General features: G+C 67.6%; 21 protein-coding genes. 10 read left to right on the forward strand and 11 right to left on the reverse strand.

Going from position 1 to position 19,361, the window contains the following annotated elements; translation table 11 throughout:
* Position 1 precedes the first annotated feature (1 nt).
* On the reverse strand, positions 2–412 hold the full coding sequence (locus A9X00_RS17930; RefSeq protein ID WP_067156162.1) for a DUF1707 domain-containing protein: 411 nt from the start codon (positions 410–412) through the stop codon (positions 2–4).
* A 64-nt stretch (positions 413–476) separates the two neighbouring features.
* Between A9X00_RS17930 and A9X00_RS17935 the strand changes: the two genes are divergently transcribed.
* Positions 477–1,079 (forward strand): TetR/AcrR family transcriptional regulator, encoded by a 603-nt coding sequence (locus A9X00_RS17935; protein ID WP_067156165.1) that lies wholly within the window; start codon positions 477–479, stop codon positions 1,077–1,079.
* On the opposite strand, the gene A9X00_RS17940 is transcribed toward A9X00_RS17935, so the two are convergent.
* Complete coding sequence (locus A9X00_RS17940; protein WP_067156167.1) at positions 1,025–2,320, reverse strand: alpha/beta hydrolase; 1,296 nt, start codon at positions 2,318–2,320, stop codon at positions 1,025–1,027. The two genes, A9X00_RS17935 and A9X00_RS17940, sit on opposite strands and share 55 nt — an antisense overlap.
* Positions 2,321–2,418: 98 nt before the next feature.
* Here A9X00_RS17940 and A9X00_RS17945 point away from each other — a divergent pair, with 98 nt between their 5' ends.
* Complete coding sequence (locus tag A9X00_RS17945) at positions 2,419–2,844, forward strand: hypothetical protein (RefSeq protein WP_067156170.1); 426 nt, start codon at positions 2,419–2,421, stop codon at positions 2,842–2,844.
* On the opposite strand, the gene A9X00_RS17950 is transcribed toward A9X00_RS17945, so the two are convergent.
* Together A9X00_RS17950 and A9X00_RS17955 are read right to left on the reverse strand one after the other, a co-directional pair.
* A complete protein-coding gene (locus A9X00_RS17950) occupies positions 2,845–3,969 on the reverse strand; it encodes a PPE family protein (protein WP_067156173.1) in 1,125 nt (374 codons plus the stop codon).
* A 28-nt stretch (positions 3,970–3,997) separates the two neighbouring features.
* The gene (locus tag A9X00_RS17955; protein ID WP_067156176.1) at positions 3,998–4,804 is read right to left on the reverse strand and encodes a PE family protein; all 807 of its coding nucleotides are present in this window, start codon (positions 4,802–4,804) and stop codon (positions 3,998–4,000) included.
* A gap of 258 nt (positions 4,805–5,062) precedes the next feature.
* Here A9X00_RS17955 and A9X00_RS17960 point away from each other — a divergent pair, with 258 nt between their 5' ends.
* A complete protein-coding gene (locus A9X00_RS17960) occupies positions 5,063–5,707 on the forward strand; it encodes a TIGR03085 family metal-binding protein (RefSeq protein ID WP_067156179.1) in 645 nt (214 codons plus the stop codon).
* Between the two features lie 106 nt (positions 5,708–5,813).
* On the opposite strand, the gene A9X00_RS17965 is transcribed toward A9X00_RS17960, so the two are convergent.
* A complete protein-coding gene (locus tag A9X00_RS17965) occupies positions 5,814–6,203 on the reverse strand; it encodes a nuclear transport factor 2 family protein (RefSeq protein ID WP_067156182.1) in 390 nt (129 codons plus the stop codon).
* 92 nt (positions 6,204–6,295) lie between these two features.
* Here A9X00_RS17965 and A9X00_RS17970 point away from each other — a divergent pair, with 92 nt between their 5' ends.
* Together A9X00_RS17970 and A9X00_RS17975 are read left to right on the forward strand one after the other, a co-directional pair.
* A complete protein-coding gene (locus A9X00_RS17970) occupies positions 6,296–7,174 on the forward strand; it encodes a LysR family transcriptional regulator (protein WP_067156184.1) in 879 nt (292 codons plus the stop codon).
* 49 nt (positions 7,175–7,223) lie between these two features.
* On the forward strand, positions 7,224–8,714 hold the full coding sequence (locus A9X00_RS17975) for a serine/threonine-protein kinase (RefSeq protein ID WP_067156187.1): 1,491 nt from the start codon (positions 7,224–7,226) through the stop codon (positions 8,712–8,714).
* Here the strand turns inward: A9X00_RS17975 and A9X00_RS17980 are convergent.
* The 3 genes from A9X00_RS17980 to A9X00_RS17990 all read right to left on the reverse strand — a co-directional run bounded on the left by A9X00_RS17980 (position 8,711) and on the right by A9X00_RS17990 (position 11,760).
* A complete protein-coding gene (locus tag A9X00_RS17980) occupies positions 8,711–10,090 on the reverse strand; it encodes an FAD-binding oxidoreductase (RefSeq protein ID WP_067156190.1) in 1,380 nt (459 codons plus the stop codon). The genes A9X00_RS17975 and A9X00_RS17980 overlap by 4 nt on opposite strands.
* A gap of 241 nt (positions 10,091–10,331) precedes the next feature.
* Positions 10,332–10,568, reverse strand: a complete 237-nt coding sequence (locus A9X00_RS17985; RefSeq protein WP_067156193.1) for a DUF6400 family protein — start codon at positions 10,566–10,568, stop codon at positions 10,332–10,334.
* 505 nt (positions 10,569–11,073) lie between these two features.
* Complete coding sequence (locus A9X00_RS17990) at positions 11,074–11,760, reverse strand: helix-turn-helix domain-containing protein (RefSeq protein ID WP_067156296.1); 687 nt, start codon at positions 11,758–11,760, stop codon at positions 11,074–11,076.
* A gap of 205 nt (positions 11,761–11,965) precedes the next feature.
* Between A9X00_RS17990 and A9X00_RS17995 the strand changes: the two genes are divergently transcribed.
* Genes A9X00_RS17995 through A9X00_RS18005 form a run of 3 tightly spaced genes read left to right on the forward strand, consistent with a single transcriptional unit; the run spans position 11,966 to position 14,213 of the window.
* Entirely contained in the window at positions 11,966–12,859 is an 894-nt protein-coding gene (locus A9X00_RS17995) for an NAD(P)-dependent oxidoreductase (RefSeq protein WP_067156196.1), read from the forward strand.
* A gap of 19 nt (positions 12,860–12,878) precedes the next feature.
* On the forward strand, positions 12,879–13,652 hold the full coding sequence (locus tag A9X00_RS18000; RefSeq protein ID WP_067156199.1) for an SDR family oxidoreductase: 774 nt from the start codon (positions 12,879–12,881) through the stop codon (positions 13,650–13,652).
* 24 nt (positions 13,653–13,676) lie between these two features.
* On the forward strand, positions 13,677–14,213 hold the full coding sequence (locus A9X00_RS18005; protein WP_067156201.1) for a VOC family protein: 537 nt from the start codon (positions 13,677–13,679) through the stop codon (positions 14,211–14,213).
* A 23-nt stretch (positions 14,214–14,236) separates the two neighbouring features.
* On the opposite strand, the gene A9X00_RS18010 is transcribed toward A9X00_RS18005, so the two are convergent.
* Complete coding sequence (locus tag A9X00_RS18010) at positions 14,237–15,091, reverse strand: phytanoyl-CoA dioxygenase family protein (protein WP_067156204.1); 855 nt, start codon at positions 15,089–15,091, stop codon at positions 14,237–14,239.
* 125 nt (positions 15,092–15,216) lie between these two features.
* On the opposite strand from A9X00_RS18010, the gene A9X00_RS18015 reads away from it, so the two are divergent.
* Positions 15,217–16,626 carry a CehA/McbA family metallohydrolase gene (locus A9X00_RS18015; RefSeq protein WP_156772159.1) on the forward strand — a complete coding sequence of 470 codons (1,410 nt, stop codon included), beginning with the start codon at positions 15,217–15,219 and terminating at the stop codon, positions 16,624–16,626.
* Here A9X00_RS18015 and A9X00_RS18020 read toward each other — a convergent pair.
* Complete coding sequence (locus A9X00_RS18020; RefSeq protein ID WP_067156210.1) at positions 16,610–17,419, reverse strand: phosphotransferase family protein; 810 nt, start codon at positions 17,417–17,419, stop codon at positions 16,610–16,612. The two genes, A9X00_RS18015 and A9X00_RS18020, sit on opposite strands and share 17 nt — an antisense overlap.
* Before the next feature lie 31 nt (positions 17,420–17,450).
* A complete protein-coding gene (locus tag A9X00_RS18025; protein ID WP_067156299.1) occupies positions 17,451–18,719 on the reverse strand; it encodes a cytochrome P450 in 1,269 nt (422 codons plus the stop codon).
* 87 nt (positions 18,720–18,806) lie between these two features.
* Here A9X00_RS18025 and A9X00_RS18030 point away from each other — a divergent pair, with 87 nt between their 5' ends.
* Positions 18,807–19,259 carry a VOC family protein gene (locus tag A9X00_RS18030; RefSeq protein ID WP_067156213.1) on the forward strand — a complete coding sequence of 151 codons (453 nt, stop codon included), beginning with the start codon at positions 18,807–18,809 and terminating at the stop codon, positions 19,257–19,259.
* Positions 19,260–19,361 lie beyond the last annotated feature (102 nt).

Consider the following 19,361-nt stretch of genomic DNA (forward strand, 5'->3'; position numbering starts at 1 on the left):
GCTAACTAACTGTTTTCGTGACCGGCCGGACGGCCAGGGCGTGGCTGACGAGGCCGATGCCCGCGCCGAGGATGGGCCAGATCGGCCAGAAGTATGCCATGCCCGTCGCCGCCCAGACGGTGAGAACGACCGTAGTCATCGCGAGGAATGCGGCGAGGTGGATGCGGACGCTCGCGCGGGCCGCGGCTTTGCGGGCGGCGCGGCGGCCCGAGTCGGCGCGCCGGATGCGATCCAGCGGCAGGTCGGCGACGAGCTGCTTGAGCTCCCCGGCGGTCTGGGTCTGGAAGGCGGCCTGGAGCCGGCGGTCGTACTCGTCGAGTTGCAGGTAGCCCTGGGCGAGCGCCTGGCCCAGTTTCGTCGCGGTCTTCTGCCGGTCGCGGTCGCCGGCGCGGGCGAAGGTTGTGGTGGTCATGGGTCCTGTCCCTTCGTGGGATGTGAATAGCATTAACATACGCTCGAATGTTAATGTCGTCAACATGGCACGTTCGGTTGCGTCGGCACGACGCGATAGCTACCACCACGGCGACCTCAAACGGGCGCTGACCAGCGCCGCGCTGTCGCTGGTGGCGGAGAAGGGGCCGAAGGGCTTCACGCTGACCGAGGCGGCGCGCCGCGCGCGGGTCAGCGCCGCGGCGCCGTACCGGCACTTCGCCGACAAGGCCGCGCTGCTGGCCACCGTCGCCGAACAGGGCTTCCGCGACCTGCACGACGAGCTAGCGGCGGTCGCCGTGGCCGACCCGAAGGCCCGGCTGGTCGAGCTCGGCCGCGCCTATGTGCGCTGGGCCGTCGCCCATCCGGACCATTACCGGGTGATGTTCGGTGCGGAGCTGTCAAAGGCGGCGCACCCGGACCTGGCGGTCGCGGGCGAGCAGGCGTTCGGCGACCTCGTCGACGCGATCGTCGCGTGCCAGGAGGCCGGGATTGTCGACGGTCAGGACGCGCGGTCGGTGGCCGCGCCGCTGTGGGCGCTGGTGCACGGCGTAGCGTCGCTCGCCATCGGCGGGGAGCTGAGCGCGGTGGGGGTTCAGTTGGAGCCGGAGGCCATGGTCGCGAACGTGGTGGCCCGGGTGCTGGCGTAGACCTCGGCCAGGAACTGCTCGACGGCGACGGCGGCGTGCACCGCGCGGGCCGAGCCGAAGATGTCGAAAGCGTGCTGGGTGTAAGGCAATTCGGCGTAGACGACGGGCTGGTTGCTGACCTCGCGCAGCCTGCCGGTGAACGCGCGGGCCTGCTCGACGAAGGCCAGCGAATCGTTCTTGCCGTGCAGCACGAAAAACGGGGGAGCGTCGGGGTTTACGTGATGGATCGGCGACGCGGCTTTGAACGTCTCGAGGTGCGTGGAGGGCCGTTGCTTGATGATCGATTTGATGAGCAGGCCGGGCATCATGGCGTGCAGCGAGTCGTCGAGGCGGGTGAAGTCGTAGATCCCGTAGAAGGGCACGGCCGCCTGCACCCGGGTGTCGACGTCCTCGAATCCGGGTTGGAACTGTGGGTAATTGGGCGTCAGCGCCGCCAGCGACGACAGGTGGCCGCCGGCCGAACCGCCGGTGATGGCGATGAATTCGGGATCGCCGCCGTACCCGGCGATGTGTTGTCTGACCCAGGCGAGGGCGCGTTTGACGTCGACGATGTGGGCGGGCCAGGTGTTGCGTGGGCTGTGCCGGTAGTTGATCGCGACGCAGACCCAGCCGAGCTCGGCGAGGTGGCTCATCAGCGGATGCGCTTGTCCGCGTTTGTTTCCCGTCGTCCAGGCGCCGCCGGGGATCTGGAAGAGCACCGGCGCCTTGCCATTTCGGTCGAGGTCCGGGCGGCGCCAGATGTCCAGGTGGTTGGCGCTGCCGAATTCGCCGTAGCTGATGTTGGAGTCGTGCGCGTAGTCGCGGTAGATCCGCATCATGCGCAGCACTCCCGGCGCCTTGGCGATGCCGGGGCCCTTGGGGCGGCGCCACAGGTCGGCCGAGTCGGTGCGCCGAGACGGGCCCAGGCCGTCGTCGAGCACCTTGGAGAGCGGCACGTTGGCCTGGTGGCCGGCGCGGCTGAAGTTCAGCAGGCCCGCCGCCGAGACGGCCGCCACCAGCCAGGCGAGGATTCGCACCGGCCGGTTGAGCCGGCGCCCCGTCAACGCCAGCCCGCCGAGTTGGCTGGCCATCGTCTGCAGCGGCAACTCGGTGACGACCAGGCCGAACAACCACGAGAACAGCGACAGGTACCCCCTGCGCGCCAGCGGGCGGTAGGCGTTGAGGGTGGACGTGGCCGTTACTGCGGTGACCACGAGGGACGCTGCTTGGCGGAGGTGGTGGATCAGTCGCGCCTTCTGCATGTCGTCACCTTACGAGGTGGGCGGGCGGTCGTCTCAAGGGGCTTTCGCCTGCGCACCCCTCGAAAGTCGGCGCGGTGGCGAGTAAAACCAGAGGTGATATGGCCGTCCCGCTCACGACTGCCGCAATCGCGACCTTGGTCGCCGTGGCCGCGGGGGGAGCGGCTGCGCTCGCGGCCGCCGCTCCGGCGATGATCGGCGACTATGTCCTGACCGAGACCACTCCAGCTGGGCAGAAATATGTCACCGACTGGAACGTCAATCCCTGCGGCGACGGTTGCGTCGACATCAAGGCGGGGAGTGGCACCAGCCGGGCGCAACTGGTCGACGGTCAATGGGTGCTGGACATGTTCGACAACGTGCGCTGCTCGGACGGCGCCAGGGTCCCCTACGCCGCGAGCGCCCACCTGACGTGGGACCCGAATACGCTCGCGGGCACCGATCAACACGTGTATACGGAGGCCGCCTGCGGCCACCCAGCGGGATATACACAAACCAACCAGATACAGCTCAAACGGAAAGATTGACTACGCGAACACCGTTTTGGGCATCACGGTCGGTTTGAATCCATATCGCGGGCCGCCGAAGCCGTTGGATGTCCCGGCCATGGCCATCGCCGGCATCCCGGCGGGCACCGCCGCCATCGGGGCGGGTTCCTCGGGGGCGGCGGCCCAGCCCGACAACGATGCGGCGCTCGTCGCGGAGGTTGCCGCCGGAGTGGCCGCCGACCAACTGGCCGGCACCGACAAACCACCGACCGAAGAGGCTTGGCCCAGTCCCGCCAGCACCGGGGCACCAGCGGGTCCTGCCGTTGCGGCCAAACCACCCGGGATCGCGTGCGCGCCCGCGATGATCGGGACAGTTGCCGGGGCGCCGTTGATGGCGTGCCCTAGCAAGACCGAGTTCGGGATGGTGTTCATGACCCACCACGCGGTCGCGTTCACCACCCCGTTGATGGTGTTCGCCACGATCGGCTGCCCCAGGATGGATGTCGCCTGCGCGGGGACCGCGGCGGCCGGGGAGGCCAGTGCGGCAACCGCATCGGGCAAGGTGGAGATCGCCTGCATCAGTTCCGCCTGCGCGGCGGCCTGGGTGACCGCGGCGGCCTGGCCGGCCAGCCCGGCGGGGTTGGCCGTGGGCGCCGGGGGCGTCAACGGGTTCAATGTCCCGGCGATCGCCGACGCGGCGGCGTAGCCATACATGGCGGCGGCGTCTTGAGCCCACATCTCGGCGTAGAGGGCCTCGGTCGCCATGATCGCCGGCGTGTTGATCCCCAGGAAGTTGGTGGCGACGAGCGCCGCCAGCTGGGCTCGGTTGGCCGCGATCGCCGCCGGGGGAACCGTTGCGGCGAAGGCTGTTTCGAATGCGGCCGCCGATGCTGTCGCTTGCGTGGCCGCGTGCTGGGCGTGCGCGGCGGTGATGTCGAGCCACGTCACGTAGGGCTGGACCGCGGCCATCATTGCTGCCGACGCCGGACCCAGCCACTGCTCGCCGGTGAGCTCGGTGACCACCGACTCGTATCCGGCCGCCGTCGAACTCAATTCGGCGGCCAGGCTGTTCCACGCCGCCGCGGCGGCCATCATCGGTGCCGTACCCGGGCCGGCATACATGCGCGCGGAGTTGACCTCTGGAGGTAACGCTCCGAAATCCATCTGAAATCCCTTCTCGTGTAAGCGTTTCCTAGACGCCCGTGGGCCGTGCCATCACGGTGGGTTTGGCGCCGTACCGCGGGGCGCCCAAGCCGGCGGCTTTCCCCGCGGTGGCCATCGCGGGCACCGCGGCCGGCACGGTCGTCGGCGACGGCGTGCCTTGCGGGGCGGGGGCGGTCCAGCCCGCGGTCGACACGGGACCCGCGCCCGGTGCCGGCGCCGCCCAGCTCGGAGGTGCGGACAAAGCGCCGACCGTGGCCGCCTGACCCGGGCCCGTCAGCACGGGAGCGGCCAGGGCGGCGGGAGCCGCCGTTACGGCGGTTTCGTCCAGGCCGGCGGGGGCCGCGGCAATGCTCGACATTTCGCCGGTCTCGTTGGTGGCGGGAAGAAGGCTGCCGCCACACATGCCGAGCAGGTCGGATGCGGCGGAGTCCCAGTTTCCGGTCCCGATGTTAATGATGTTGGCCAGGGCGCTACCCGGCGGCGGGTCGGCCGCCGCCGTGTTGGCGGCCGCGCTGAACAGACCCGAGACCTGTTGCGAGGCAGTCGCAATGGAGTTGGCGGACTCGGTGGCCCCGTACGAACCGGCGCTGGCGCCCAGGGTGTTCACAAACATCTCGTGAATCGCCGTCGCTTGGGCGTTGATCGACTGGTACAGGGTGCCGTAGGCGGTGAAAATCGTCGCCTGCAACGCCGATATCTCGTCGGCGGCGGCGGGAACGACTCCCGTCGTCGGCGCTGCCGCGGCCACGCTCTCGTCGGCCATTGCGGAGCCGAGCGTTTGCAGCTTGCCCGCCGCATACGTCAACGCTTCGGGTTGTGTGGTCAGGAAATACACGGACGCCTCCTTACGCGGATGTGGTTGTTTTTCAAGGGATCCGGAAGCAAGCGTTTTCGCTTGCGCGGGTGCGATGGGATTGGGCGCGTGGCGTTTCCGCCGTCGTTGCGCGAGGAACGACAGTGGGACGGATCCGTTGTCCTGAGCCGGTTGGGCATCATGTCGGGCGCTCTCAGTTTTCATGGTCCAACGGATTGCGACCGCGCTCAAGAGTTTCGGGCCTTGCGTACCGGCGGCGACTTCACCTAGGAAATAGGTATGGCCGGTGCGCCGCTGGATGCCCAAGAGCGCCTTGAACTATGCGATCTCTTCGGCGAGCTCGGCCCGTCGGCTCCCACGCTGCTCGATCGGTGGACGTGTCACGATCTGGCCGCCCACCTGGTGCTGCGTGAACACGATTTCGTCGCCGGCCCGTGCATGGTTCTGCCCGGTCCGTTTGCGGCGTTCGCCGAGCGGCGTCGCGCCGGGTTGGCCGGGCGAACGGACTTTGCGGGGCTGGTCGCGCGGGTCCGGTCGGGGCCGCCCGTCGGGTTCTTCCGGATCGGGTGGGTGCGCTCGATGGCGAACCTCAACGAGTTCTTCGTCCACCACGAGGACGTGCGCCGCGCCAATGGGCTCGGGGTTCGCAGCCTTGGGCCTGCGATGGATGCCGGGCTGTGGCGAAACGTGCGCCGCGGGGGTCGGTTTTTGAGCCGTCGGCTCCGGGGGTGCGGGCTCGAGGTGGAGTGGGCGGGTGGCGGCGAGCGGGTGACGGTTCGACCCGGTGCGCCATTGGCGCGGCTCAGCGGTGAGCCCGGAGAATTGCTGCTCTATTTGTTTGGGCGCCAGGACGCGGCGCAGGTCGAGGTGAGCGGTCCTTCGGAAGCCGTTGCGGCGGTGCGTGGCACGCACTTTGGCATGTGAGTCACATCAGCCACACGCGTCCCTGGAAAGGAGACGGCGCCCTTTGTGTCCACCTCACAGCGACTCCGGCGGTTGTCGCTGGGAGGCGGACACGTTCGCATATCCCTTATTTCTTGTGACCCGTGAGGTCCCGAGCAGGCCTGAATTCGGGTCGGTCGAGGACCCGTAGCCAGCTGCCGTCCGGCTGCCGGCGGGCCACCTGCGCGCGGGCACCGACGTCGTCCTTGGGCAACGTCGACGTCAGTGCAAGATCCCCACAGATCAGCGTCGGCAGCGTTTCCTCGGGTTCGATAGGTGCCGACCCGGTGCTGTTAGCGAGCACCTTCTGCCAAAGCGCGCGGATGGCGTCGCGACCGGTGGTCTCCTCGCCCGGCGGGTAGGCCATGACCGCGTCGTCTTCGTAGAGTGCCGCGATCCCTTCGGCGTCGCCGGCTTTGACGCGTTCGACGAACAGCCTGGTGAGATCCTCTGGGTGCTGTGCTTTCTCGCGTTGCATGATCCGCCTCCTTTGTCCCTATGCCTCCACCGTGCAACGCCCTCAGCTAGAAGTCCAACAACTAGTTTTGGTAAGTACTAGAATTATTGGTCATGGAGTTGCGGCAGCTGGAGTACTTCGTCGCGGTGGCCGAGGAGGCCAATTTCACCCGCGCCGCGCAGCGCGTTCTCATCAGCCAATCCGGCGTGAGCGCCCAGATCCGCCAACTCGAACGCGAGCTAGGGCAGGAACTGTTCGACCGGTCGACCCGACAGGCGCGCCTGACCCCGGCCGGTGAGGCCGCGCTCGCACCTGCCCGGGCCGCCCTGGCCGCCGCGGCCAATGTCCAGCACGCGGTGGACGAGGTCACCGGACTCATGCGGGGGCGGTTGGCCATCGGGATGGTGATCGGCTGCACGATCACCCCGCTATTCGTCGCAATGGAGAAGTTTCATCGCCGGCACCCCGGCATCGAAATGGCGGTGACCGAGGACGACTCCGAACGGATGGCCGACGCGGTGCGATCCGGGCGACTCGATGTCGCCCTGGTCGGCGCGACGGGCAAGCTCCCCGACGGGCTCGACGGGATGACCATCATCAGCGAAAACCTCTCCGCCCTCCTCCCGCATGGGCATGCACTGGCCCGTCGCGCAAAACTGCCGATCGGGCGGCTCGACGGCGAACCCATTGTGTGCATGCCGGTAGGCACCGGAATTCGTGCCACGCTCGACGTGGGTTGCGCGGCAGCGGGATTCGCTCCTCACATCGCGGTCGAGGCAAGCCATGCCGACGCGATAGCGGAGCTGACCCACCGGGGGCTTGGCGTGGGCGTGCTCAGCGCGTCGATGACGGCCCGCTATGCGAAGCGGCTGACCGCGGTGCCGTTAACTGGGATCCCCGTGCCTACCCTGCTCGCGGTGGTGTGGTCCCCCTCACCGAGCCCCGCCGCGCGGGCTTTCATCCCGCAGCTTCGCGCGGCGTTCGGCCGCTGATCCGGCCCCGCGGCGTTATCTGCGCGCTTGATTCGGGAATCCTGGTCCAATGTTCACACCGTTTCGTCGCCCGCGGGTCGGCACCCGGTTCGGGCCCTACGAGCTGCGATCGCTGATCGGCGCGGGCGGAATGGGCGAGGTGTACCGGGCCTACGACACGAATAAGGGCCGGATGGTCGCGCTCAAGCTGTTGCGTCCCGAGCTGGCGGCGGACCCGGGTTTCCAGCAGCGCTTCCGGCGCGAGTCCCGGCTGGCCGCCCGATTGCAGGAACCGCACGTCATCCCGGTGCACGACTTCGGCGAGATCGACGGGGTGCTCTTCATCGACATGCGCCTGGTCGACGGGCGCAGCCTGAAGGATCTGCTTCGAGAGCGGGGCGCGCTCGACCCCGGCCAGGCCGCGTCAATCACGGCGCAGGTGGCGTCGGCGCTGGACGCGGCCCACGCTCAAAGCCTGGTGCATCGCGACGTGAAGCCGGAGAACGTGCTGCTCACCCACGACAACTTCGCGTACCTGGTCGACTTCGGCCTCGCCCAGGCGCACGGCGATCCCAGCCTGACGGCGGGCGGACCGTTGATCGGGTCGTGCGCCTACATGGCGCCCGAACGATTCGCCGGCGGCCCGGTGGGACCGCAGGCCGACGTCTACTCGCTGGCGTGCGTCCTCTACGAGTGCCTCACCGGTCATGCGCCGTTCGAGGGCGCGGAGATCCCGCAGCTGATCACCGCGCACCTGCAGATGCCGCCGCCTCGGCCGAGCATCATGCGCCGGGGCATCGACAAGGCGCTCGACGACGTCATCGCCCGGGGGATGGCCAAGGAGCCCGCCGCGCGGTACGCCTCCGCGGGGGAGCTGGCCAGGGCGGCTTTCGGGCTGACGCCGGCGACCCCGCAGCCGGCCCCGCCACCGCCCGAGCTGCCGCCGAGCGCGCCGTCACGCACCCGAGCGTTCTCGACCGTGTTCCCGAACCCTGACGACACCGGTTACAGCCCGTACCCGCCGCCCGCGCCGAAGCTGCAGCGGCCGGGCATCCCCGCGCTCCGCCGGGCACCCGTTCTCGTGGCCGGGGCGGCGGTGGCCCTGCTGGTTGTGGCGGCGGTCATCGCGGCGACGCTGGTTATCTTCGGCGGTTCACGCGACAATGCATCGCCCCGAGCGCCGTCGGCGCCGCCCCCGACTCCGTCGACGACGAAGACGCCGTCGCTGTCACAGCCCGTGCAGGGCGCCGACGGCCTGGGCTTCGTGGGTGAGACGGCGCGGTGCGACCCGGGCAGTCCGCCGGCCTTGGTGGTGCGAACCGCCCAGTCGCTCGCGGTGGTGTGCCAAACCGCGCCCGGCAATTTCTACTACCGGGGCGAGCGTATCCGCGACGGCGCCCACATCGAACTGACCGACGCGGTACGGTCTTCCGACGGGTTCGACGTCACCAATCCAGAGAACGGTGTTCGTTATGAGGTGCGCCCGGAACGGCTTCGGATCATCAGTAATGGTCACGTCGACTCGTCGGAGCCGGTGCTGCAATACGCAAGCGCCACTTAGGGTTTCCCGAACAAAACGTCGGGATTGAGGATGCCCGCCGGGTCGAAGCTGTGCTTGATGCGGCGCATGAGGTCCACCTTGACTGGGTCTTCGAGCTGCAGGAAGTACGGGGTCTTGGCGCGGCCGAGGCCGTGTTCGCCCGAGATCGCGCCGCCTAATTCCATTGCCAGCTCCAGGATGTCGGTCATCAGCTGCTTCTTTTTCACCGGGTCCTTGCAGATGATGGCCAGGTGCACGTTGCCGTCGCCGGCGTGCCCGCAGCCGGCCGCCGCGCCGCCGGCCGTCGCCGCCAGTTCGCGCGCGGCGGCGAGGAACTTCGGCATCGCCGAGCGCGGCACCACGGTGTCGATGATGTCGTCGGCGCCGATCGCCTTGGCCGTCCAGAACGCCTTCTCGCGCGCCTCGATCAGCTTGCGTGCCGAAACCCCTTCCAGCACATAGGCGTCGACGGCGCCCAGCTCGACCACCAGCTCGCCAGCCCGCTCGACGTCCTCGCCGAGCCTTCCCGCGGTGCGGTTCTCAAGGGCCACAACGAGATACGCCTGGCAGCTGTCGCGCACGTTATCCGGGACGCCGAGCTCCAGGTTCTGGGTGTGGACGAGCGCGGCCATCGTCATGTTGTCGATGTATTCGAGGATGTAGGGCGCCAGGCCGCTGGCGAGCACCTGGGGAACCGCCTCCATGACCTGGTCGAAGTCGACGAACGGGGCGAGCACGGTGGCGGCGTGGTCGAGGCGCGGGTGCAGCTTGACGATCACCTCGGTGGCCAGCGCCAGGGTGCCCTCCGAGCCGACGATGAGCTGGGTCAGGTCGTAACCGGTGGAGACCTTGGCGATCTTGCCGCCGGTGCGGATGATCTCCCCGGTCGGTAGCACCGCCTGCAGCCCGAGCACGTTGTGGCGGGCGATGCCGTACTTGACCGCGCGCATCCCGCCGGCGTTGGTGCCGACGTTGCCGCCGACGCTGGAGGACAGCTCGCCCGGCTGCACCATGTAGCTCAGCCCGGAGTCGGCGGTCGCGGCGTCCAGTTCGGTCAGCGTGACGCCGGGTTGGACGACGGCGACCTGGTTGGTGGTGTCGACCTCGAGGATCGCGTTCATCCGCTCGAACGAGATCAGCAGGCCGTCCTCGCGCGGGATCGCCGCGCCGGACAGCCCGCTGCCGGAGCCGCGGGCGGTCACCGGAATCTGGTGTGCCGTCGCGGTTTTCAGCAGCGAGGCGACCTCTTCCGCGGTGGCCGGTTTGGCGACGTATGCCGGCTTTTGCGGCGCCGACGTCAACACCTCGTCGTGCCAGTAGTCCTCGGGGATCGCGTCGCCGGTCAGCAGGTTGTGCTCGCCGACGGTTTCGGAAAACCGCGCCGTCATATCGCTCATCGCTGGCCTCACCTTCCAAGGTGTCGGACAGCGATTCACTCTAATAGGCGGTTACCGGGTGTCGGCGGACCAGAGGTGACCGCAGGTCGGGCACTGCAGGTGCACGACCCAGGCGCGGTTGCTCAGCAGGTACTGCCAGTGGCTCGTGCAGTTGCGGGGGCCGCGGCAGTCGTCGCAGTGCCTGCCGTGATCGCATTGCGGGCAGGGGAGCCAGGCGCGTCGGCCGCGGTCGGCGTGGGGATCAATCGGTAACACGGTTCGCTGCCCGATCCGGGAGAACTCCCGCGTTGACCAGCTCGTCGTAGATCCGCTGCTGGTCGTCGTCCAGCCCGCTGTAGAGCAGGTCCCAGGCGCGCTCTTCCTCCGCGAGCACCTCAAGGGGATCCCAGTCGCCTCCGATCGCCTCGAGAACCGCGGCGCGTCGACGCGCTTCGTCGAGCGTCAGGTCGTATGCGAAATCGCCTGGATTTTTGGACATGGATCTCCCACGGATTGAAATTGTGATTCCGGCGCTGGCGCCGGTGCACCGGCTGATCACGGCCGAGAGGTTTCGCAGAGGCTAACCGAGCGTGGCCTATCCGGAAACTTGAACGCGCGCCAGGTCACACCCCCCCAATGTCCGGGATCCCGAGCCCCGCACTACCGGTATTTCTTCCGCCCGACCGCCTGTCGGCGGTCGTGGCCTGAGCCTGACGCCGGCTAGCTGCATGAATGGACTGAGACCGGACATTCGCCTCGACGGCCAACGGCGCGGCTACGCAGCCCGGGCTAGGCGGTGAGTGGGCGTCGCCGCTGGACCACCCCGGATTTCGCTGTGCACAACATCACACTCGAGGAGCCGATTCGAGTCGCCTGCCACAAGAGGTCAACGAGATGCCTTCGACCGTCCTGATCCCAAGCTCCAAAGGGCCAGCGAGCGTGATTCTCGGCGGTGCCAAACAGTTCATTAAGGAAGATCACGTGCGGCGGGTAGCGCTGACAGCTCACCTCGTAGGAGTGTGCACGACGACGGATAAAACGCGCGCGATTTCGGTTGTGCGATTGCGGTATTGGTGCGGCGTCGCGGGGTCGAAGGCCAGCGAGTCGCCCTCATGCAGTTGCAGGGTGTCGAATCCGATGACGGCTTCGAGCTCTCCCTGCAGAACGTAGAGGTATTCGCGGCCGTCGTGACGTACGGCCTGACCACCGTCGCTGGATTGGCCACCGGGGGTGTAGATCACCTCGAGAAAGTCGACCCGGTCGTCGTGCGTCGGTGTGAGTCGCTCCCAGCGGACCCCGGTCGAGAGTTCGATGACGCTGCGATCGCCGGCACGTTGCACGATCCCCGCTCCGTTGGCGCCGCTGGCGCGACCCCATTGGTGGAACGCAGAGGGTGGCGCCGCGTGTGCATCGCCTGGCGCCGACGATGCGTGCGGGGAATTTAGTGGGTCGCCGGCGCCGAACAGGAAGTCCAGCGAGATGCCAAGCTCATTGGCCAGTGCGTAGACGACGCTGGCGGACGGTGTTGTCACTCCGCGTTCCACCTGCGAGATCAGGCTCGCCGAGCAGCCGGCCCGGCGCGCTAGTTCCCGCACTGAGATGCCCCGGGTACTCCGGAGCTGTCGAAGGCGCGGGCCGAGGCCTGTCGCGCCCTCGGCCGTGTGGGGCGTTGATCCGTTTTCTTTCACCATTGCCTGACCGTCCGCTATGTTGTACACCCGTTTCCGGGTCAGGGTACACAACAGCGGCCATAGTCCGCGCGAGAGACGCCGTCAGCCGACGGAGAGTCGCAATTGGCACGGCTTCACCTACCGAACCGAGTGTGCATTATCCTGCACACTCGCGTACTGTGAAGCAGACGAGCGCGATCGCAACTGACGAGGAGTTGAGGCAAGGATGGATCCTGACATTCGGATAGGTTGGCTGGGCACCGGCCGATTGGGGAGTGCTCTGGCGGCCCGCATGATCTCGAATGGCGTCGCGGTGACCGTCTGGAATCGGACGGCATCGAAAACCGCGCCGCTGGTGAACTTGGGCGCCTCCCGCGCGGACACTCTGGGCGCGTTGGGCCGCTGCGACATCGTGTTCGTCACCGTGATGTCTTCACCAGATCTTCTGGCCGTCATGCTCGGCGCCGATGGGTTGTTGAGCAGCCAGCCCGCGCCGCGCATCATCGTGAATTGTTCAACGGTGTCCGCCGAGGCCGCCGCCGAGGTCAGAACCGAGGCCGCGCGCCACAACGTTGGGTTTCTGTCGGCACCCGTCAGCGGCAACCCGGACGCGATTGCCGACGGATCCGGGTCCATTGTCGCTTCGGGCCCAGCGGAGGTCTTCGATGCCGCGCGGCCCTATCTGGAGGCGATCGCATCCGGGGTGACGTACGCCGGTACGGGCGAGGAGGCGCTACTGGTCAAGCTGGCCCATAACGTGTTGGTGGGCATTATCACCGAAGCGTTGGCCGAGGCGACGACTCTGACGGAGAAGGGGGGCGTGGCACCCTCGGTGTTTCTCGATTTCATCGACGGCTCAGTGCTGGGCTCGAAGTTGGTTGCGGCCAAGGGCAAAGCGATCCGCGCCCGCGACTACGAACCCACCTTCACCACCGCGGGCATGCGCAAAGACTTCGATCTCGGTCTGGCGGCGGCACGGGCGCTGGAGGTTCCGATGCCGATTGCCGCGAGCACCCACCAACTGCTCCAGACCGCAATCGGCCACGGATACGGCGAGTCTGACTATGTCGCGCTGTACGCGATGGCGGCCCACGGCGCCGGGCTTGCCACCGGCTCGTAACCCGAAGGGAGAACTGGTCATGAACGAAGAAACAGTCAATTCGCCCGGTGGAGTTGCCATTGCGGGGGCGCACGCATTGGTGACCGGGGCGAACCGCGGTCTCGGAAACGCGTTTGTGCAAGAGCTGCTCGACCAGGGGGCGGCCCGCGTTTACGCGGCGGCACGAAATCCTGACGCGGTCGGCTTCGACGATGCCCGGGTCTTTCCGATCAGCCTGGACATCACTAACTCGGATCACATCCGACGCGCGGCATCTGAGTGCGCAGACGTCACAGTGCTGATCAACAACGCCGGCGCGATGCTGCGAAGTCCCCTGTTAGGCTCGCCGGACCTCAGCGCGGCGCGCAGCGAGATGGAAACCAACTACTTTGGCACACTGGCGATGTGCCGCGCATTCGCGCCCGTGCTTGCCCGTCAAGGCGGCGGCGCGCTGGTCAACGTGCTGTCGATCGCCAGTTGGTTCGCCAATCCGTTCAACGGTTCTTATGGGGCGTCGAAATCTGCCGAGTGGGCCCTGACCAACGCGATTCGCGTCGAGCTGCGCGCGCAGGGAACCCTCGTCGTCGGCGTGCACGCGGGGTGGATCGACACCGACATGGCGGACACCGTGGCAGACGCGAAGATTTCGCCCGGCGACGTCGCTGCCCAGACGCTGGCTGCGATTCAGCACGGTGACGAGGAGGTGCTGACCGACGACAGGACCCGCCACGTCAAGGCCTCGCTGCCCCACGACCTCGCTTCGCTGTACCCCGAGGTCCAAAAACGCTGGGACGCCGGCGATGTGCCCTGGTGACTACTGACGCGAAAGGGATCACTGATGTCGCTCGAACCAGTGGCCGGCCTTGCCATCAATCACGTGGGCGTGACCGTCCCCGACATCAACGCGGCGATTGACTGGTATGGGGCGGTCTTCGGCTTCCGCTGCATCATGGGCCCGCGGCAGCTTGATTCCGGCGGACACCCAGAGGCCGCCGGCGTGTTCGGCAATCGGTTTCGCCGAGCGTGGCAGGCGCACCTGCTGAGCGCGAATTCGGTTGGTATCGAGCTCTTCCAGTTCGTTGACCCGCCCACGCGCGGACCGCGGTCGCCGGAGGAGCCGGTGCCCTGGCTCGATCGCGGCCTGTGGCATTTATGCATCACCCACCCGGATGTCGCGGGCATGGTCGACCGCATCGTCGATCAGGGCGGCACGTTGCTGTCGGCGCCGTACCATTTCGTGCCCGGTCGGCCCTGGATGCTGGCATACACCACCGACCCGTGGGGCACCGTGCTCGAGGTGATGAGCCACAGCTACGCCGAGGCGTTCAGCAATTGGCCTCAGCCGGGGCAGTTGTCGCCACCTACGTTCATGTGACCGCCGTGCCCAGCACTGATCGATTACGGCTGGTCTAGCAACCGGATGGGGTGCAGGCCGTCGACCGCGCCGACGAACGGCGGGTGGATGCTGTAGCCGATCATGCGTTGCAGGTCTGGCGAGAGCGTTCGCGCCATGTCGCGCGGTATCGACAGGGTGAACGCCTCCATCGGCCGCAGCCACGGTTGGCAGTATTGGGCCGTGATCGCCAGGCGCGCGCGGTCGGTCGTGTTGGCGCCGCCGCCGTGCCACAGAGTGCCCACGAAAAAGACGCAGGAGCCGGCGGGCATGACGACGGGCAGCGTCGGATCGTCCGGCCCGGGCGGGCGCCGGCCCCAGCGATGGCTGCCGGGCAGCAGCACCGTGGCACCGTTGTCGGCGGTGAAGTCGTCGATCGCCCAGATCGTCGCGGCGGCCAACGGATCCCGCGGCCGAGGGATCGGGTAGAACCCGTCGTCGTGATGAGGCAGCTGCGGCGACTCACCCGGCTGAATGTTGATGGCCTGCAACGCCGAAAGCAGATAGTTGGGCATCAGCAGTCGATCGAGGACCGCCAGCACGCGCGGATGGTCGGCGAGCCGGTCGCACACGCGGGTCCTGCTCAGCACGCTGTAGATGCGTTGGGTAAGCCGGCCTTCGAAGGAGTTGCGTCCGGTGTGCGCGAGCCAGGGGCCGACTTCGTCGCGGATGCGCCGGCATTCGTCGGCGCCGAGCAGGTTCTCCCAGATGACGTAGCCGTCGCGGTCGAGGGCGGCCATGTCGGCGTCGACGATCGCGGGGTCGACGGACGCGCCACCGCTCGGCGTCCACTTGTGCCGGCCCGCCAGATCGCTCTTGAGGTCGTCCAGTGTCGTGACCGGCTCGTCGTCGATGGTCATACCCCCGACCCTGAACCCAACTTGACCACTGGTCAAGTAATCGACGGCGGGCGTTCGTGTCGAAGTAACGGCTGGTTACTCCTTGGTGCGGGATGCTGGGCGGGTACCGAAAGGGGAGGACGGCCGTGAGCATCGCGACCGAGCAACTCAAGGCCGAGGCGATCCACCTATCGTTTTCGGGCCGGTTCGGGTTCGGGATCGACCAGTGGGCGTATTTGCCGTTCGAGGTGCCGTTGGGGGTCCAGCGGATTCGGGTGAGCACGTCGCATGACCGCTTCGCGGTCGGTGGGCCGGTCCGAAATGTGTTGGATCTGGGCATGTTTGGGCCGGAGGGCCACGAGCTGGGCAATGCGGCCGGATTCCGGGGATGGTCCGGAGGGGCGCGCGACGGCTTCGTGATCTCCGCCAGCCACGCCACCCCGGGCTACCTGGCGGGCCGCATCGAGCCGGGCCTGTGGGCGGTCGCGCTCGGTCCGGTCGTGCTGAGCCCGTGGGGGATGGCCTGGGAGGCGCGCGTCACGCTGGAACGCGGGCAGTCCGGCCCGGAAGGCGGCCCGTTGATCGCGTATCCGGCCCCGGCCGTCGGGCGTGCGGGCTGGTACCGCGGGGACCTGCATTTGCACACCGTGCATTCCGACGGCCAGCGCCATCCGGACGAGCTGGTGGCGGCCGCGCACGAAAGCGGGCTGGACTTCATCGTCTCCACCGACCACAACACGAACTCGGCCAACCGGGTGTGGCCGGCGTGCCGAACGAGCGGGTTGTTGGTGATTCCGGGCGAGGAGGTCACCACCCGGCACGGGCACTGGCTTGCCGTCGGACTGCCGCCGGGTGGCTGGGTCGACTGGCGATACGCGCCGCGCGACGGGGTGTTCCCGCGCTTTGCTTCCGAAGTCCGCTCGACCGACGGGCTCGTGATCGCGGCGCATCCCGCCGCGCCGGTGCCGGGGTCGTTGTGGGAGTTCGGTTTTGACCACGTCGACGGGCTCGAGGTGTGGAACGGCCGGTGGAACCTCGACGACGAAGTGTCGCTGCGGATTTGGCAGCGGCTGCTGTGCGAGGGCCGGCGCCTCGTCGGGGTCGGCGGCAGCGACTCGCACGCCCATCAGCAGCCGGTCGGTTCGCCGCAGACCGTCGTGCACGCGCGGGAGCTGTCGACGCCCGCGCTTTTGGATGGGTTGCGTCGCGGACGGTCGTACATCGCCCGATCACGCGCTGTCACAGTGGAACTCACGGCGTCGTGCTCGAGCCGGGGCGCCGGTCTTGGCGAAACGTTGCGGGTGCCGCCTGGGGCGCCGGTCACCGTCACCGCCATGGTCACCGGGGCGGCCGGGACCACCGCCAGCTTGATCACCGCGCAGGGGTGCGTCGGCCGATCCGCGGTGCCGGGGCCGGCGCGGACCATGCTGCGCTGGGAACTCGACGCCGCGTCGGCGCGCTTCGCGCGGCTGGAGATCCGGGAGGCGCAGAGGCGTCCGCTCGGCGCGATGGTCGCGCTGACGAATCCGGTGTGGCTGGCTACGAACTCGCGCTGAGGTAGTTCATGGCGCGCCGCAGGGTGGCGTCGACGCGATGCCCGTGGCGGTGCGCGACGCAGGCGTCGACGAGCATCCAGAGCGCGTCGTACAGCGGAAGGCGCCATTCTTCGGTGGTGGCGCCGTAGCTTTCGAGCAGGAGTTCCAGCGACGGCTCGGGGGAGCGGTGCGCGAACCGGGCGATGTCGAACCACGGATCGCCGACTAGTGCGTCACCCCAATCGATCACGCCGGCGAGCCGCCCGTCGTCGACCAAGATGTGCGCGGCTTTCAGGTCGCCGTGGCACAGCACGCCGTTCTCGATGGCGCCCAGCGTGGTGGCGTGCTCGTCGATCGCGGATTCGGCCGCGTCGGCCGCGTCCGGGGCCAATTTCCTTGTGTCGTCGCAGATGGCGCTTAGGAAGCTGAGCCACGACGGGTGCTTCGATTCTTCTGCCAGCCAGCCGAATCCGGGCATGGTCACGCGGTGCAATCGGCGCAGGTTGGTGGCGACTTCGCCGAACGCGGCGTCGTCGGCGGTGATCGGTCGGCCTTTGACGCGGCTCATGATCACCGCGCTCATCCCGGTCTCGAGGCGGCCGAACCGGATGATCGCCGGGGCGGCGCAACCCGCGGCCGCGGCCCGCGCGCAGGCCCACGCCTCGACGCGCAAGGCCGCGTCGTTCGTCGACGCCTTCACGATGAGGCGCTCGCCGACCTCGTAGACGGCGTTGCCCGGGAAGGCATCGAGCTCGACGACGCGGCCAGGCGCACAGCCCAGCTCGCTGGTCACAAAATCCGCGATGCCTTGCACTCGGTCATCATGACCGTCGGGCGCAAGTCATTTACCAGGGTCGTGACGTGCCCGTGCTCTCTCCCGGGGTGAAGGTGACCGGCAGCTTGCCCAGCCCGGTCATGCTCGGGTTGCCGAGGTATTGGTGGACGTTTGCGACGTCGACTTGGTAGTCGGGGATGCGGTCGAGGACCGCCTGGACCATCACCTCGGACATCAGGCGTGCCAGGTGCGAGCCGATGCAGCGGTGCGGCCCGAGCCCAAAGGCGAGGTGGCGGTTGGGTGTTCGGTCGAGGATGATCTCGTCGGGCCTTTGGAATTCTTGCTCGTCGTGGTTGGCGGAGAGCCAGCTGATGACGACGCGGTCGTTCTTGCGGAGGTGTTGGCCGTTGAGCTCGACGTCTCTGGTGACGGTGCGGCTCAGGGTTTGGTTGACCGAGAAGTAGCGCAGGAATTCGTCTGTGGCGGTGCGGTGGAGCTCGGGGTGGTCGATGAGTTGTTGGCGGAGCTCCGGGTGGGTTCCCAGGTGCAGCAGGGTCAGCGCGGTCTGTGAGGTGGTGGTGTCGACGCCGCCGGCGATGAGGTTCCAGAGGATGTTGAGCAGCTGTTCGTCGGTGAGGCGCTGGCCGTCGAATTCGAACTGGATGAGGAAGCTGGTCAGGTCGTCGTCGGGTTTGGTTCTTCTGGTGGCGGCGTAGTCGAGGACTTCTTGCATCATCGCGGGGACTTGGGAGATGGCGTCGAGGTACTCGGGGCTGTCCTGGGGGATGGCCATGACGGAGTGGAAGAGGTTGGCGTAGAGGTGCCAGTTGTCGTAGGGCAGGCCCATCAGCTTCATGGTGAGGATGGCCGGGACGGGGCTGGCGTAGTCGAGGACCAGGTCCATCTGTCCGCCGCCGATTTTTTGGTCGAGGAACCAGTGCGCCGATTGCTCCATGAACGGCTTGAGTTTCTGGACGGCGCCCGGCGAGAGGAACGGGGCCAGCGCGTGGCGTAGGGCGAGGTGGTAGGGGCCGTCGATCTCGCCGATGCCCAGGGCCGGCTGGCCTTCGGGCCGCGGGACGCCCATCTCGCCTAGGTAGTCGATGCCGTCTGCGGCGTTGGGCTCGTATTTGTGGGCGAAGGTGTCGCCGTCTCGTGCCGCTTGGCTGACCGCGGCGTAGCTGCTGAGGAACCAGAATCCGTCGTAGTTGCTGTTCCAGGCCACGGGGCACTTACGTCGCAGGTCGGCGTTGATGGCCAGTTCGTTGAGGTTGTATTCGTCGGAGTGGTGGTCGAAGTCGACGACGGCGTCGGCCCTGACGCCGGGACGGGTTGTCATCTGGAAGTCCTCCACCGCGACGAGAGCTCGGCTATTTACACTATCTTTGCATTATTACGCCCGTGGGTTCTGCCGAGAAAGGCCGCGATGAGTAGTCACCGGACGACCTTCAACCATGTCGGATTGTGTGTCTCCGATCGCGAGCGGTCGCGGCGGTTCTACGAAAATGTGCTCGGGTTTCAGTTCTGGTGGGAGCTTGATCCGCCCGACGGCCCCACCGCCAAGCTGGTGCAGCTTCCCGAGCCCCTCGGGGTGCATGCGACCTACTTGGTGCGGGATGGCTTTGTGCTCGAGCTGATGGATTACTCGAAGCGTCAGGTCCACACGGGGTCCGAACGCGTCATGGATCAGATTGGGTTGACACACATCTCGTTTTCAGTGTCCGATCTTGCCGGCGCGTTGGGGAAGGTCGAGGAGTTTGGGGGAGCCTTGGTCGACGGGACGGTGACGGACGCGATGGCGATGATTCGGGATCCGGACGGGCAGTTGCTAGAACTGCTTTCGGATGGGTGGCTGTCGGCACTGCCGGCTTGGCCATAGGATGGCACTTCGTCCAGTACCGTACGAGTTACCAGTGAATTATCTGAGCGGTCGCGGAGGTATTCCTTTACGAATGGCAAATTACCGTGTTGCCGGGATATG

Origin of the sequence: Mycobacterium sp. 1245805.9 (assembly GCF_001672915.1) — a bacterium.
Lineage (GTDB): Bacteria > Actinomycetota > Actinomycetes > Mycobacteriales > Mycobacteriaceae > Mycobacterium.